At 35.4% G+C, this 14815-nt stretch carries 12 protein-coding genes; 1 reads left to right on the forward strand and 11 read right to left on the reverse strand.

Annotated features, from left to right (window positions below; genetic code table 11):
* Positions 1 to 22: 22 nt before the first annotated feature.
* The 11 genes from ABXT67_RS12955 to ABXT67_RS13005 all read right to left on the reverse strand — a co-directional run bounded on the left by ABXT67_RS12955 (position 23) and on the right by ABXT67_RS13005 (position 11448).
* Entirely contained in the window at positions 23 to 559 is a 537-nt protein-coding gene (locus ABXT67_RS12955) for a helix-turn-helix domain-containing protein (RefSeq protein WP_415374465.1), read from the reverse strand.
* A gap of 779 nt (positions 560 to 1338) precedes the next feature.
* Positions 1339 to 3042, reverse strand: a complete 1704-nt coding sequence (locus ABXT67_RS12960) for a sodium:solute symporter (RefSeq protein WP_415374466.1) — start codon at positions 3040 to 3042, stop codon at positions 1339 to 1341.
* A 4-nt stretch (positions 3043 to 3046) separates the two neighbouring features.
* Positions 3047 to 3175 (reverse strand): hypothetical protein, encoded by a 129-nt coding sequence (locus ABXT67_RS12965; protein ID WP_415374467.1) that lies wholly within the window; start codon positions 3173 to 3175, stop codon positions 3047 to 3049.
* Between the two features lie 28 nt (positions 3176 to 3203).
* A complete protein-coding gene (locus ABXT67_RS12970) occupies positions 3204 to 5696 on the reverse strand; it encodes a PIG-L family deacetylase (RefSeq protein ID WP_415374468.1) in 2493 nt (830 codons plus the stop codon).
* A gap of 51 nt (positions 5697 to 5747) precedes the next feature.
* Positions 5748 to 6329 (reverse strand): mechanosensitive ion channel domain-containing protein, encoded by a 582-nt coding sequence (locus ABXT67_RS12975; protein WP_415374469.1) that lies wholly within the window; start codon positions 6327 to 6329, stop codon positions 5748 to 5750.
* A 9-nt stretch (positions 6330 to 6338) separates the two neighbouring features.
* Complete coding sequence (locus ABXT67_RS12980) at positions 6339 to 7265, reverse strand: septum formation inhibitor Maf (RefSeq protein ID WP_415374470.1); 927 nt, start codon at positions 7263 to 7265, stop codon at positions 6339 to 6341.
* A gap of 29 nt (positions 7266 to 7294) precedes the next feature.
* Positions 7295 to 7885: a Maf-like protein gene (locus ABXT67_RS12985; RefSeq protein ID WP_415374471.1), complete on the reverse strand. Its 591-nt coding sequence runs from the start codon at positions 7883 to 7885 to the stop codon at positions 7295 to 7297.
* 11 nt (positions 7886 to 7896) lie between these two features.
* On the reverse strand, positions 7897 to 8799 hold the full coding sequence (locus tag ABXT67_RS12990; protein ID WP_415374472.1) for a geranylgeranylglycerol-phosphate geranylgeranyltransferase: 903 nt from the start codon (positions 8797 to 8799) through the stop codon (positions 7897 to 7899).
* 101 nt (positions 8800 to 8900) lie between these two features.
* Entirely contained in the window at positions 8901 to 9428 is a 528-nt protein-coding gene (locus tag ABXT67_RS12995) for a KdsC family phosphatase (protein WP_415374473.1), read from the reverse strand.
* Between the two features lie 4 nt (positions 9429 to 9432).
* Positions 9433 to 10191, reverse strand: a complete 759-nt coding sequence (locus ABXT67_RS13000; protein ID WP_415374474.1) for a Rossmann-like and DUF2520 domain-containing protein — start codon at positions 10189 to 10191, stop codon at positions 9433 to 9435.
* A gap of 84 nt (positions 10192 to 10275) precedes the next feature.
* On the reverse strand, positions 10276 to 11448 hold the full coding sequence (locus tag ABXT67_RS13005; protein WP_415374475.1) for a hypothetical protein: 1173 nt from the start codon (positions 11446 to 11448) through the stop codon (positions 10276 to 10278).
* Between the two features lie 162 nt (positions 11449 to 11610).
* Between ABXT67_RS13005 and ccsA the strand changes: the two genes are divergently transcribed.
* Positions 11611 to 14781 carry a cytochrome c biogenesis protein CcsA gene (gene ccsA / locus ABXT67_RS13010; protein ID WP_415374476.1) on the forward strand — a complete coding sequence of 1057 codons (3171 nt, stop codon included), beginning with the start codon at positions 11611 to 11613 and terminating at the stop codon, positions 14779 to 14781.
* Positions 14782 to 14815 lie beyond the last annotated feature (34 nt).

A 14815-nucleotide genomic window follows, 5' to 3' on the forward strand; every position in this document is an offset into this window, starting at 1 on the left:
TAATGACATTGTCCCGACAGCTTTATAAGAAGCTGAAATATAACTTAATACGCATTTCGTTCCTTTTGTCTAATGAAATGGTATTGAGCAATATAATACAAATGTTTGTCAAAATAGAGACCATCATAACAGCCAATATTAGTTTATTCTGTAATGAAATTAGTTTGCCAATAAACGGACTTAAAAGAAAAAGAACGGTAGCTGTAATAGTCCATATAATTTGTACTGAAACAATTTGTTTGGTGAGCACATTTACTTCTTTTCTCCAATACATTAAGATTAGTGGAACCGCAATATTCGCTAACGGAATGACGACAAAAGGCAAAGAAGATAAATTGATTAATTTAATGAGCTTATAATTATAAGTGGGTTCATTGTCTGTTTCAATCAATTGTTCTCTTGATATGTTTAGCGCTTTGGCTAGCGCATTTAAACTATGGCCTTTTAGGCTTGCACCCGCTTCAATTCTTTGTATGGTTCTAACCGATAAACCAGATTTTTCAGCCAGCTCATTTTGAGTAAAATTTAGTTTTTCTCGGTGTTTGGTTAGATTTGTCATTAGGAAGCTAAGGTATAAAGTTGACGAATTTGAAAAAATACGAAAACTTAGGTATTTATGTTATTTTACTGGTTTTACGTTTTGTCAGATGCAGCGGAAGCTTTATCTGCCTTTCTAAATCTCCCTTATCCTTGTTTATTCTTTTTTTATTAAGGTGGCAATGCCATCGATGGCCTCTACCCTTCTTAAAGTAAAGCGATAAATTATATTAATTATACTTAAAAATACAATTATTGATTGTATTAAAAAACTTTGATTTATAAGCTCTTGGATAAAATTACCGTGAAAGTAATTTATACAGCAAAAGATTATAGAACCAAATAAGACAATTGAGATATACATTAGATTGGGTTTTATCCCATAAGCTTTGTCAAAAGAACCGAATTTTAACAAGAAAGATGTAATACTAGGTACTAAACTATAATCTTTTGAAACTACTTATAGTGACCAAATCAAAAAAGCCATTCTCATCAACTTGACCATTTGGAGACCTGCCGTCTTTATAAAATATTCTGACTAGAGAGATTTCAATTCGCGATTTTCCGTTTCTATCCAAAATATAAAAGCGGCAATCTTTCCAATCATTTTCATAAAACCTTTACCATTTCTGAATAGTAAATAAGAAGGTAATTATAAACTGATGTTGTCTTTTCGCTTACTGTTATAATGGTGAATATCTATATCGCTTTCCATTAAGCTTAATTCTCATAATTTATTTTTTCAAGAAAGGTTTTCATCAGATTATTGATTGTGAAAATATTTGATTTTTTTTAAAACCTTCACTCGACCTCTATCAATTTGTTCTCATTCCCACGATTCCCAAGAAACAGTTGTAGTATAAAAGCAATCCCAATCACTAAGGCGGAGCCTACTAAATTCAACCATAAGTACGGCATTATATCAGCCCACCACAAGCCAACTATTAATGCCTGTGTTATAATGGCAGCAACAAAGACAGATAGGCTTTTTACATATTTAAAAAAGAAGGCGAGGAGGAAAATACCCAGCACGTTTCCGTAGAAAATGGAACCTATAATGTTCACGAGTTCAATTAAGTTTTCAAACAAATTCGCTACACAGGCTACACTAATGGCGATAATTCCCCAAAGCATCGTAAACCACTTGGAGGCGTTTACATAATGTTTGTCACCTTTTCCGCGAACGTTGCGCTTGTATAAATCTATGGTTGTTGTAGAGCCCAACGCATTCAACTCTGATGCAGTAGAGGACATGGCTGCGCTTAAAATCACCGCTAGTAAAAGGCCAATAAGTCCCCTTGGCATGTGGTTTAAGATAAAATGAATAAAGACATAATCTTTATCATTGGTTTCAGCGTCCGGGTTTGCTTTTTTAATGATTGCTTTTGATTGTTCTCTTAGTTGCTCTTCTTTTTTATTAAGTGCTGCTATGCTTGTAAGCGTAGTTTTCTTTTCAGCTTCATCTACTAATTTTGAGTAGATAAGTTGTTCTTTTCTGATACTGGTTTCTAATATAGACTTGTCATTTTCTAGCAGTTCATATGCTGCCGCATAAGGAGATTCCATTACATCTTTAACGGCACTTGGATTAAAATGCAAGGGCGAACTATTAAATTGATAAAACACAAATACCATGACACCCACTAATAAAATAAAGAATTGCATAGGCACTTTTAAAAGGCCATTAAAGATCATCCCCATTTGCATTTCTTTCATAGAACGACCACTCAAATAACGCTGTACTTGACTTTGATCTGTTCCAAAATAAGACAGCATTAAAAAAGTACCTCCAATGAGTCCTGTCCAAACCGTATATCTATTTTCGAGGTCAAAGGAGAAATCTAAGACCTCTAATTTTCCACTTGCCCCAGCAATTTCTAGAGCCTTGTTAAAGGTTACATCTAAAGGTAGGTAATTGACGATGATCAAAAAAGCGATTAACATTCCTAGGAAAATCACCGCCATTTGCTGTTTTTGTGTAACGCTCACTGCTTTTGTACCACCACTTACAGTATAGATTATTACAAGCAGTCCTATTCCTACATTGAGGTAGATCAGGTTCCATCCAAGTACTGCAGAGAGTATAATAGAGGGTGCAAAAATGGTGATTCCCGCTGCGAGACCACGTTGCACTAAAAAGAGAATAGCAGTAAGTGTTCTCGTTTTTAAATCAAATCTTGTTTCTAAGTATTCATAGGCAGTAAAAACTTTAAGCCGATGGTAAATAGGAATAAAAACCAAACATATAACAACCATTGCAATAGGAAGCCCAAAATAGAATTGAATAAATCCCATTCCGCTATGAAATGCTTGTCCTGGAGTGGAGAGGAAAGTAATGGCACTCGCTTGTGTTGCCATGACGCTTAGCCCAATGGTCCACCATCGGGAGTCGCTACCCCCTTTTAAATAATCTGTTACGTTCTGGCTCCCTCTTGATTTATAGGTGCCATAAAGCACAATAAAAAGTAAGGTTCCTACGAGTATATACCAATCGAGATTTTGCATAAAACTAGGTATAGTGTTGCATTAATAAATAAAATAGGAATACATAGAGGGCATTGCAAAGCAATACGAGTGTAAAGTTCCATTTCCAGACGAATTTGTCTTTTATTACTGCTATAATTTTATCTTCTTTCATTCAAGGCTGTTTTAAAAATTTAAGATGCTTAATTTCCAAGAGAAACTAAATTAGCAAATAATCGATACGCTCCAGGCACTCCGGCTGGTAACTCTCTAAAAAAGCTGAGTCCTGTATATATATAATGTCCTTTTCCGTAGTCTGCAACCAATAAGGCCCCTTTTAATTGAGGAGAACCTTTGTCTTTCATACTCAAAATAGGGGTGAACTCCTTGCTCCATTCATTCGGAAAGTATAAACCACGTTCTTGTACCCAATTTTCAAAATCTGCTTGGGTTATTTTATTTGGGCTGTTTAATATTTTATGATTCGAAGCTAAAATTTTAACTTGTGAAAACTCATCTGTCACACGATCTCTAGAAAGTTTTAAAGGATACGGCGCTAAATCTTCGGTAACGAGTCGACGAGAAGTGTTGTATTGTAAAATAAGTGTTCCGCCATTTTCCACGTATTTGTTTAGCGCCGTTTGTGTAAAAGCCAATTCAGGCACGGTATTATAGGCTCTAATCCCAACGACAATTGCATCATAGTTGCTTAAATCTGTAGTGTTTATAGCGCTTGGCGCAATGGTAGTAACCGTGTATCCAATTTGCGTTAAACTCTCTGGTATCGCATCTCCTGCGCCTTCAATATATCCAATGTTCTGCCCTTTTTTAACGATGTTTAATCGTGAAACCTTCGCTTCAGAAGGCATTAAAACCGACTGAAATGGGATATGATCATAGTCGATAGTAACCAGTTCTTGGTCAAAATAACGATCTCCAATCTGGATTAAAGGACGCAATAACCCTTCGCTTTGATCTTCTGGAGGTGTTACTGTAAAGTATACAGTAGTTGTTTCGCCAGATCGCTCTAAGGTAAAGGTTTGATTGGCTGGACTAACCTTCCACCCTTTTGGAGCATTTAATTGTACCGTACCATTAATTCTATTTTTACCTGAACGAACGAATACCGGAATTTGCTTTGGGTTTTGGTCTGCAAATATGATCACCTTTTCTGCAATGCTTGCGGTGGCTTCCGGAAGTACGTGAAATGGTTTATAAACTTCACCATCCACTGGATCGTTATACTTGTACACCACATCTCGTGTAACTTCCATTTGGGCACGACCAATCTGAATTGTAAATAGTACTTTTTCTGGTGCTGGTGTTTCTGGCAGACCAATAAGGTTTTTTGGCGCGGCATACATCCCTAAAGTTCCTTTTTCGTTTAACCAATAGGGCGAAGATGGGGCAGTAGCAGTCGTGGTAATAGTGCCTTCTATTTCTTGTTTTTCATTGGGCGCTAACGTGAGAATGCCTTCTGAAATTTTATTGCCATATTTATCAGTAATATTTTGTAATACAACAGGTTGTGTGCTTCTATTTATAGCTTCAATTGAAACTTTGTAAGATGCTTTTGGATTGATAGATTCAGTGGATGCAACTGCTTCAAGATAGATTCCGCCGCAGTCTAAAATGAGCTGTTGTAAAGCTGGAAGTTTAATACTTCTCCAATGATTATCTTTTGATTGTTTCAGCAATTCATAGGCTTGTAATAATTGCGGAATCATAGCCGAAGGATCTTTAAAATTGAAGTTTTCAGCTAACGGATTTAAAATGTTTCCAATGGCTTCGCCACCATCAATTCGTGTCCAGTTGGTGTTAATTCCGCTGAAAACATCCGTATTGTCTTTCGGAAAATCTCCTTTTAAAAATTCTAGATATTCGGTTTGATTTCCTCGTGTTCCTGTGCTGCCAAAACCCTGTGATTTGTGCATGCTTCGGCTTAAGGAAGCGATTTCTCCATTGGATAATCCCAATGAAGGGTAATAGTTTCCAGTTTCAACCGAAACGAGTTTAGACTTGTCTGCCTTTGCAAATTTTTCTTGGCTTCCGTAGAACCACCAAGAGGTATTAAAAAAGAGTCTTTGAGGTTTCCAGATGCCATATTCCTTAGCAGTTTCTGGATATTTTGATGCATCTCCTACTAAGTCGAACGCCTCAAAACTTAGCATTGCAGAAGAAGTGTGATGCCCATGCGTACTGCCAGGATTTCGATGGTTAAATCTGTTTACAATAATATCTGGCTTAAACTTTCTGATGGCGCGTACAACATCGCTAAGGACTTCATCTTTGTTCCAAATGGCCAATGTTTCGTCTGGATGCTTTGAATAGCCAAAATCGTTGGCCCGCGTAAAGAGTTGCTGTCCGCCATCGGTTTTACGAGCAGCTACTAACTCTTGGGTTCTTATAACTCCTAAAAGTTCTCTTATTTCTGGACCCATTAAATTTTGCCCACCATCTCCGCGCGTTAACGAAAGATATGCGGTACGTGCGTGCACATCGTTTGCTAAATAGGAGATGAGCCGTGTATTTTCATCATCTGGATGCGCTGCGACATAAAGTGCGCTCCCTAAAAAGTTTAGGTCTTGCAAGTTATGATAAATTTCTGAGGCGTTTGGTTTTTGAGGTTGTTGTGCAAAAACAGTAAGGTGCACACTAAAAACGAAGGTGAGTGCAACGATATTTTTTAAAGTCATGAAGTGTCTATTTTTCAATACTCCCAAAGATATAAAGTTTGAAAAAAAACACTAGTTTGTTAAGTCTTCTTTAACAGTTTCTTCTTGTGCTTTTTCTTTTTTTATTTCTTCTTCCCTGATTAAGTATGCATCTAGAGCTTCGGGCTTTACAACACTCACTCCTTTTTGTAGCATCATACTATTTGGATAGGTCATAAAATCTCCAGATGCTCCTTTAATAATAATATGGAAGGTCTTAATGTCCTCTATAGTTCCTTCAAAATCATTTTCTTTATCGTACAGTTTTATAAAGTCTCCTATTTTATATGGAAATATAAAAAACATGATAATACCGCTTGTAATGTTACTAAGGATTGACCACTGTGCAAAAAAACCGATCCCAACCACAGCAAATACAGAGGACATTACCAATCCTAAATCGCTGATTTCAACACCCCAAATAAAAAATAGGCTAACAAAAAGAAGAAAAATGAAACCAAAGTTGATATGCTTTATAATCAAATTTGTTCGTTTCTCTAAACGCTCAATTTTTTGAGCAAAACGTTTCGTGGCTATTAAAAGTGATGTGCGAAGAATCACGAGCACAGCAATGGCGATAACCGATTTTAAAATTTGATATTGATAATATTCCATAAACCAGTGTTATAAACCAAGTGAATCGCGAAGCACTGAAAATTTGTTTGAATTTTGTGACCAATAGGAAGATTGCATTCTTTTTATCTTAGTAGCCCTTGTAACCTGGCCATTTGCGTGTGTTTCTTCCCATTTTTCTATGCTGTGTGGGAAGTTGTTGCTGAAAGTAATGGAAAGCTTTCTATTTAATTCTGGATATGAAATTGTGTAATTACTAGTTTTCTCTTCTATTAGTAAGGTACCCTCAACCAAATATTTTTTTATCTCTTTATGAGCGAGTCTAATGGTTTCAAATGCTGGAATCATTTTAAAAGTACCTGTAGGCAGTTCTTTTGGGTTCAATCGAATTCGATTCCATAGTTCATCCTCCAACCATGTTTTTTCAAGTGTTATATTCTGATCTCCCTCACTTTGAAAATAGGAATTGGCTTGGATTTCAAATTGATTTTGGTTATTTAATTGCATATAAGTTTGCCCGCACCATTCTTGAACTGAGTTTGTTATTTTTAAAGAATGGCGTGTATCGTTTACAGCATTAAATGTACTTGTCATGATACTATACGGATAAATACCAGTATTGAATTTCTTAGTCAAATTAAGTTTCAACATTGGGGTATCACTATCAGCACGTCTGTCAGATTTTACTTGGTTGTTGCTATCAAAATCTTCGGTTACAAAAATGGTTACTGCTGCTCCTTCTCGCAGTTCTCCGTACCTAGATTGAATAAGTTTATAACTTGTTATTTCTGCCGTCCCGGCATACCAATATTTTCCAAAACTGGAAGGTAAATTTCTTCTTTCAGGTTTAATTTCTGAAATGGTTTTTTCTATTTTCAAAGCTGCTGCATTTTCAGAAGAGAGTCTCTTATCCACAGAATTACAACCAAAAATTAAAATGGTTAGAAATGAAGCTCCTAAAAATCGTATGGATTGCATAGTCTTAATTTTTCAGTAAAATTAGCAGATTAATCTTGGGTAACCAATTGCATTAACGTTTTATAAACAAGTCGTGTAGGCAATCCCATAACGTTAAAAAAGCAGCCTTCAATTTTTTCAACACCAATATATCCCAACCAGTCTTGAATACCATAACTCCCTGCTTTGTCAAAAGGTTTGCAGGTCTTTATATAATAGTCAATTTCAGCATCTGTGAGCTTGTTAAAGTACACTTTAGTGACATCAAACACCGTTTTTTGTGAAGTAGCCATCGTAAAACAAACGGATGTAAATACCTCGTGTACAGTTCCGCTTAAACCCTTTAGCATTCGTTTTGCCTCAGCAGCATCTGCGGGTTTATTAATTGCTTTTTTGTTGTGCCAAACAATCGTATCGCTAGTGATGATGATATCTTTAGGCTGCATATTGGTAAATGCAGAAGCTTTTAATATTGCCAAATAATTCGTGATTTCTTCTCGTTGTAAACTGGGTGGAAATATTTCTTCGACTTCCCGAACGTCAATTTTAAAATCGATGTCTAGTTCTTTAAAAAAGTGTTGCCTGCGAGGTGAACCCGATGCTAGAATGATGTTGTGGTTTTTTAGGGATTCTCTGAGCATGTTTTTTATAATTAAATAGGGTAGAAGGCAATACTAATGACGCCTAAAAGCATAATAAACTTTAGTATTGTTGAAAGTAGTGCGAATTCTTTTTTGGTTTTAGCTTGAAAACTTTTAACGACAGCAAATAGTAATGGTCCTATGACGGCAAATAGAAAATAGAATAGCATGGAACGACTGTTATAAAAATACTCGTATAAATAATAAATACAACCAGCGGTAAAAACGAGTAATAATACAACTACTATTCTTCCAGCACGTTTTCTGCCTATAACAATGGGCAACGTGTTGCGGCCTGCCTTTTTATCGCCATCAACATCGTGAATATCTTTGGTGATTTCTCGAATAAAATTGAGTCCAAAAGCGAATAAAGCATAATGCATGATAACTCGAGTTGCGTTTAGCGCCGATGTTGAAATTGAATCTAGGATGCCAGGATATATATCAAATAGAATAACCGTCACCAATGAGAATGCCACTAAAAGGGAAATTATTATATTCCCTAGAAGTAATAAGTTTTTAAAGGAAGTAGCATAACTGTAGAGCAGGGCTGCCGTTATTACAAAAATGACAGAAAGACCTTTATGGTCAATCCAGTTGCTTAAAAGAAATCCTAAAACCACGCCCGTAGCCGTGAGGAAAATATAAAAAGAGGTGGCATTAGCTATGGAAATTTTTTTACTTATAATAATTTTATCAGCCTTATTGATTCTGTCGTTAGCGATATCATAGACATCGTTAATTACATTTCCGCCAGCTGCAATTAAAAGTACTGACAAAATCAATAGTATAAATTGAAAATTTGAAAGGTAGGTGTCTATGCCTATCGTTTCTAAAAACGCATACTTAATGAGGGCCATCATTAAGGCAATCATTATTAGGTTTAATGGACGCGTTATGTTGAGGTAGGACACTTTTAAATTTTCTTAGTTTATTGCTTAATTAGGCAATTGGGTAAATGGTTGATAAGAATTTTTTTAAAGTTTGGAAGTGATTTTTTAAATTTTATTAGAAGCTAATCAACTCGAGCACTTGCTTCGGCTTTAAAATTCCACTTTCCTTGTACTTTTAAGACTTGTTCAATCACGTCGCGCACACATCCTTTTCCACCATTTTTATGAGAAACATAACTGGACAGCGCTTTGATTTCTGCAACTGCATCTTGCGGGCAGCAGGGGAGTCCCACGTGCTGCATGACTTCAAAATCTGGAAGGTCATCCCCCATATAGAGTACATGTTCTTGATTAATGTTGTTCTCTTTTAAGTAGGTTTTGAGGGTTTCAGTCTTGTGGTGCGCTCCCAAGTGGATGTCTTTAATGCCAAGTCCCGCAAGCCTTTTACGAACGCCTTCATTAGTTCCTCCAGAAATAATACACATATTAAAGCCTTGATTTAATGCTTCTTTTAAAGCAAAACCATCTTTTACATTCATCGTGCGATACATTTCGCCGTTGGTTGTTATATTTATGGTACCATCGGTAAGTACTCCGTCTACATCAAAAACGAAAGTGGTAATGTGATTTAATGTATATTTATAGCTCATAATACTAGTTTTTGTAGCGTTTTAAAATTGCTTCGGTAAGCATTTTATATATTTTTTTAGTCTGTTTTCCGTGTAGCAAGTGCAAGTGTTTTTTGAGGGTCTTTTCATCCTTCCTCTTAGCGGGACCTGTTTGTGCTTCTTTGGGAGTTAATCTTGTTACTTTAGCTGCTGTTTCTAAAATAAGCGGCTGCAATAATTTAAAATCTAGCTCATTTTCTTGAACAATCTCTTCTGAAATGTGGTACAATTCATTTACAAAATTATTTACAAAAACAGCGGCAAGGTGCAATTTTTCGCGTTGCGTTGATGAAATAGTTTTAACTGTATATGAAATTGCACAAGCCAAGAGGCGGAGTGTTTCTGAATCTTCTTTGTGTTCGCTTTCAATTAAAATAGGAATGGTTTTAAAATCGACTTCGGTATTTTTTGAGAATGTTTGGAGGGGATAAAAAACTCCTTTTCTATTTCCGCTACAAATAGCATTCATAGCAGCACTCCCCGAAGTATGCACTACGAGTTTATTTTTTAAAGGAAGTGATTTTGTGAATTCTTGAATTGTATCATCAGGAATTGCGATAATGTAGACGTCTGCATTTTGCTTTATTTCTGAAATATTAGTAGTAGTTTCCGCTTTAATCTCAGAGAATAATGGCTTGTTATTTCGGTTATACACTTGAAGTAAATCAATTGTATTAGCAGCTTCTAACGCTTTTGCTATATGAAAACCAACATTACCAAAACCTAAGAGTACTACTTTTTTCATCCAACAAAAATACAGTAATTTAAAGTTTTGACAGTTGAATTTATAGTGGATCGATATAATCTGATTAAAATCCTTTTATAATTTTTAATCCTTTTGTACTGCCTCTATTTTTACCAGCATATTGGAGGCATTTTTATTGCTAGGATCCAGCACTAAGGATTTTTTATAACTGAGAGTTGAATTTTCATAATCCTCTTTTTTCATATAAGCCTCGCCTAAACTGTCGTATAAATCTGCATCGTTAGGCATTAAAAGGACTCCATATTTAAAAATTTTAATTGCTCCATTGGCATTATGCTTGTCGTTTAACCACTCATAGCCAATAATATTAACAATGCTGTTAAAGCCCATTTCTTGAAGTTCTTTTTCGCTTACATTTTCTTTTTCAACTAAATTTTTTATGATTGATTCAGGGTTTTCTAAATCATTATACTTTGAATAGTGCTGTTTCCCCATTGATTCATTGGAGAACAAATCTGCTATCATTACTTCGTGATTTGCTTTTTTAAGTTCTTTTTTTAAGTCGATTTCGACAAAGTCAGTAAAATCCTGAAATAGATACACCCTAATCGTCAGGGTTTCTAAATCATATACAGTTGAATATTGTGTGCCGAATACGCCCTTACTGGATAGATTTCTCATAACATCACCGCAGTAATTTAAGGTTGCGTCTCCTTGAGTTGCATTCATAAATGCCCACCCGTTTTTAAAAGTCTCAAGTTGTACTTCTTCTTCAGATTCTATTTGAGAATAATAAAAGTTTGAAAAGGCTTTTTCAGACGCTTCCCCTATAATTAATTCATCACCTTCTACGATTAAATAGGTTCCAGATACATCTACAAAAACAAGTTGGCTGCTCGTTAATGAACTTAGGTTTATTGTTTCAAGATAGTTTTTAACTTTTTCAACAGTGTCCATAGATTGCATAACATTCTTAATGGCTTCACCTATGTAAATTTCGGTTTTACCTTCTGTATTAAGAACTGGTAATTCTGGATTTGCAAAACCATCAAATACCAATCCTGCCTCGTTTATTGCACCTTGAGCAAAATTATTTAATTGCCCCATATACAACACTCCGTAGCTATCTGCATTAGATTTTTCATACCAGAATTTACTATTTGGACTTAACCAGTCTTCATTATTTCCGACAATAGTTTTACCGTCGCGGGTTATTTTATACATGCTGCAGGCAAAACTAATAGGTTGTGAAACTGCAAATAAGAAAATAAATAATAAGGCTTTGTAATTCTTCATTTTAGGAATTTTAGTTGGTGTGCTTTAAGGACGTGAAAGACATTTCAATGTTACATTTAACTTTATTTTGTTTTATTTTGAAGACAGTATTGTACTATTTTTAACATACGAAATCAGCTATTATAAGTGCGTTTTTGAGTATTTTTGTGTAAAAATTTCAGGATGCAGAAAAAGCTTGCCGCAATCTTATTTTCGACTCGACTCACCGCTACTTTATTCATTGTTTTTGCAATTGCTATGGCCGTTGGAACCTTTTTGGATAGTGGTCAAGAAACTTCCCCAACCCCATATTCACGTGCGTTGATTTATAATGCTTGGTGGTTTGAAGCCATTATGGTTCTATTCGTTATCAACTTTATAGGGAATATTTTTAGATTTAAATTACTTCGGAAAGGAAAAATCACAACTCTCATAATGCACCTTTCTTTTATATTAATTTTAGTTGGTGCTTTTATCACACGATATATCGGTTACGAAGGAATTGTAGAGATTAGAGAAGGGGAAACATCCAATGTATTACTTACTGAAAAAACGTACTTAAATTTATTTATTGATGGCGATTATTTTGTCAATGGCCAGCAACAGCGAAGACAATTACCTCTAGAAGAATTAAGTCTATCTGAGCGATTAGATAATGATTTTCAATTTAATACCGATTATAATAATATACCAGTAAGCATAACGTATAAAAATTATATTAAGAATGCTAAATCCGGTCTAGTTGAAAGTGAAGAAGGTGACTATTATTTGAAAATTGTTGAAGCTGGAGATGGTAATAGGCACGATCATTTTGTGAAAGCTGGTGAGATAGAGAATATTCACAATGTCCTTTTTGCAATTAATAAACCTACTCCTGGTGCTATTAATATTGCTTATGATCCCATTAAAGATACCTACGATATTGAATCTCCATTTGCTGGAACCTTTATGCGTATGGCAGATCGTTTTGAAGGTGATATTGTGAAAGACAGTCTACAACCACTAATGCTGCGATCTTTATATAATATGGCAGGAATGCAGTTTGTAATTCCAGATCCTATGACTATTGGAACGATGGGGATTGTTAAAGAGGACGCATCCATACCAACAGGAAGCGATGCGCTTATTTTAGAAGTTGCTTCCGGAAACGAAGTAAAAACGCTGGAATTAATAGGTGGGAAATACCGCGCTCTAAATCCGGAAAAAATCGATATTAATGGAATGGAAGTATATGCCGCTTATGGTTCCAATAAAATGGAGTTGCCTTTTAGCATAACACTCAACGACTTTATTGCCGAAAAATATCCTGGTACTGAAAAGAGTTATAAATCTTTTAAAAGTAAAGTAACCATTAACGACCCTGACGGAAGTACTTTAGATCAAGAGATTTTTATGAATAATGTATTGGATAAAGGAGGATATCGCTTTTTTCAATCAGGTTTTGATCCTGATGAGTTGGGAACAAAATTGAGTGTTAATCACGACCAATGGGGAACTTGGATTACCTATTTAGGATACTTTTTATTATATTTTGGTTTAATGGCGATTTTGTTTGATCGAGGATCACGTTTTGGCGATTTAGAAAAGAAGTTAAATAAAATCAAAAAGAAGAAAAAAGCACTCATGACGGTTGCCGTTTTGCTTTTCTCATTGACCGGTTTTACGCAAGACACTACTTCACATTTACACAATACAGCCACTCATACACAAGCAGATTCTATCATACAAGCCAATGCCGTGAGCAAAGAACACGCTGCGGAGTTTGCCAGATTGGTAATTCAAGACAATGGTAGGATGAAGCCTGTTCAAACTTTTGCAAGTGAGTTATTGCGAAAGGTAAGTGCTAGTAATGATTATAATGGATTGGATGCAAATCAAGCATTTTTATCTATGACCCAATACCCCCGAGTTTGGACGCAAGTACCGTTAATTTCATTAAAGCGCGGAAATGATAGCATTCGAAAAATTCTAGGGGTTCCCATGGACACAAAGCGCATCACATTATTAGATTTATTTGATAAAGATGCGAACCTTAAAATTGAACCGTATCTCCAAGATGCGACTAGTACGAATAAACCCAATCAATTTCAGAAGGATTTTATTAAAGCCTACGAAAGTTATTATATTTTTAACCAAGCCCTTAGTGGGTCTATTTTAAAGATTTTTCCCGTGCCGAATGATGAAGGTAAGAAATGGGTTTCTTTTCCAGAATTAAATGAAGCAAATATTACAGGAAATGATTCTCTTTTCAGTAAAAATGTACTCCCCCTTTATTTTGAAAGCCTACGGAATGCGACCGCAACCAATGATTATTCAAAACCGAAAGAAATTTTAGATTTAATTCGCAATTATCAAGCAAAGCATAGCAGCGAGATTATGCCTTCTGAAGAAAAAGTAACAGCCGAAATTTTATATAATCAAGTAGATATTTTTAATAGACTGTACACCTATTTCGTTCTCTTTGGAGCGTTGATGTTTTTCGGAATCATCTTTCAGATTTTTAAGGAGAGCTCTTTTATTAATGGGTTTATTAAAGTTTGTAAATATGTTATTTGGTCGTTTTTTATAGCAATGACAATTGGTTTGATAGCACGATGGTATATAAGTGGTCACGCGCCTTGGACCGATGCTTATGAGTCTATTATTTATATTGCTTGGGCAACTGTATTTTTCGGATTGGCATTTGGTCGTAAAAGTGATTTAACAATTGCATCAACTGCATTTGTAGCGGCAATCGTTTTATGGGTAGCGCATCGCAATTGGATTGATCCTACCATTGATACACTCGTTCCTGTTTTAGACAGTTATTGGCTAATGATTCATGTAGCGGTTATTGTAGCGAGTTATGGTCCTTTTACATTAGGAATGATACTAGGGGTAACAGCACTCATTTTAATGATTCTTACGACTGAAAAGAATAAAATTAAAATGGATATTAATATAAAAGAAATAACCATTATTACCGAAATGGCACTCACTGTGGGATTGGTTATGTTAACTATTGGAAATTTTCTTGGAGGCCAATGGGCTAACGAAAGCTGGGGACGATATTGGGGATGGGACCCTAAAGAAACTTGGGCGCTTATTAGTATTATGATATATGCTTTTGTGATTCATATGAGACTGGTACCAGGACTGAGGGGGACATGGATATTTAATTTTGCATCTATTATCGCGTATGCATCCATTATGATGACCTATTTTGGCGTTAACTTCTACTTGGTTGGATTGCATTCTTATGCGAGTGGAGATATGCCTGTAACACCCGCCTTTGTTTATTATGTTTTATCTGTAATTGGGGTATTGAGTATTATTTCATTTATTGCGTATCGCAAACATTATGTAAAGAGATAAGACCTAAAACATATAACAAACAAAAACGCCAAAT

This window comes from Patiriisocius sp. Uisw_017, assembly GCF_047731265.1.
Lineage (GTDB): Bacteria > Bacteroidota > Bacteroidia > Flavobacteriales > Flavobacteriaceae > Patiriisocius.

Coding starts and splice junctions, on each gene's coding strand:
- ccsA (WP_415374476.1), top strand. CDS start 11,611: ATGCAGAAAAAGCTTGCCGCAATCTTATTTTCGACTCGACTCACCGCT.
- ABXT67_RS12975 (WP_415374469.1), bottom strand. CDS start 6,329: ATGGAATATTATCAATATCAAATTTTAAAATCGGTTATCGCCATTGCT.
- ABXT67_RS12985 (WP_415374471.1), bottom strand. CDS start 7,885: ATGCTCAGAGAATCCCTAAAAAACCACAACATCATTCTAGCATCGGGT.
- ABXT67_RS12980 (WP_415374470.1), bottom strand. CDS start 7,265: ATGCAATCCATACGATTTTTAGGAGCTTCATTTCTAACCATTTTAATT.
- ABXT67_RS13005 (WP_415374475.1), bottom strand. CDS start 11,448: ATGAAGAATTACAAAGCCTTATTATTTATTTTCTTATTTGCAGTTTCA.
- ABXT67_RS12995 (WP_415374473.1), bottom strand. CDS start 9,428: ATGAGCTATAAATATACATTAAATCACATTACCACTTTCGTTTTTGAT.
- ABXT67_RS13000 (WP_415374474.1), bottom strand. CDS start 10,191: ATGAAAAAAGTAGTACTCTTAGGTTTTGGTAATGTTGGTTTTCATATA.
- ABXT67_RS12970 (WP_415374468.1), bottom strand. CDS start 5,696: ATGACTTTAAAAAATATCGTTGCACTCACCTTCGTTTTTAGTGTGCAC.
- ABXT67_RS12955 (WP_415374465.1), bottom strand. CDS start 559: ATGACAAATCTAACCAAACACCGAGAAAAACTAAATTTTACTCAAAAT.
- ABXT67_RS12965 (WP_415374467.1), bottom strand. CDS start 3,175: ATGAAAGAAGATAAAATTATAGCAGTAATAAAAGACAAATTCGTCTGG.
- ABXT67_RS12960 (WP_415374466.1), bottom strand. CDS start 3,042: ATGCAAAATCTCGATTGGTATATACTCGTAGGAACCTTACTTTTTATT.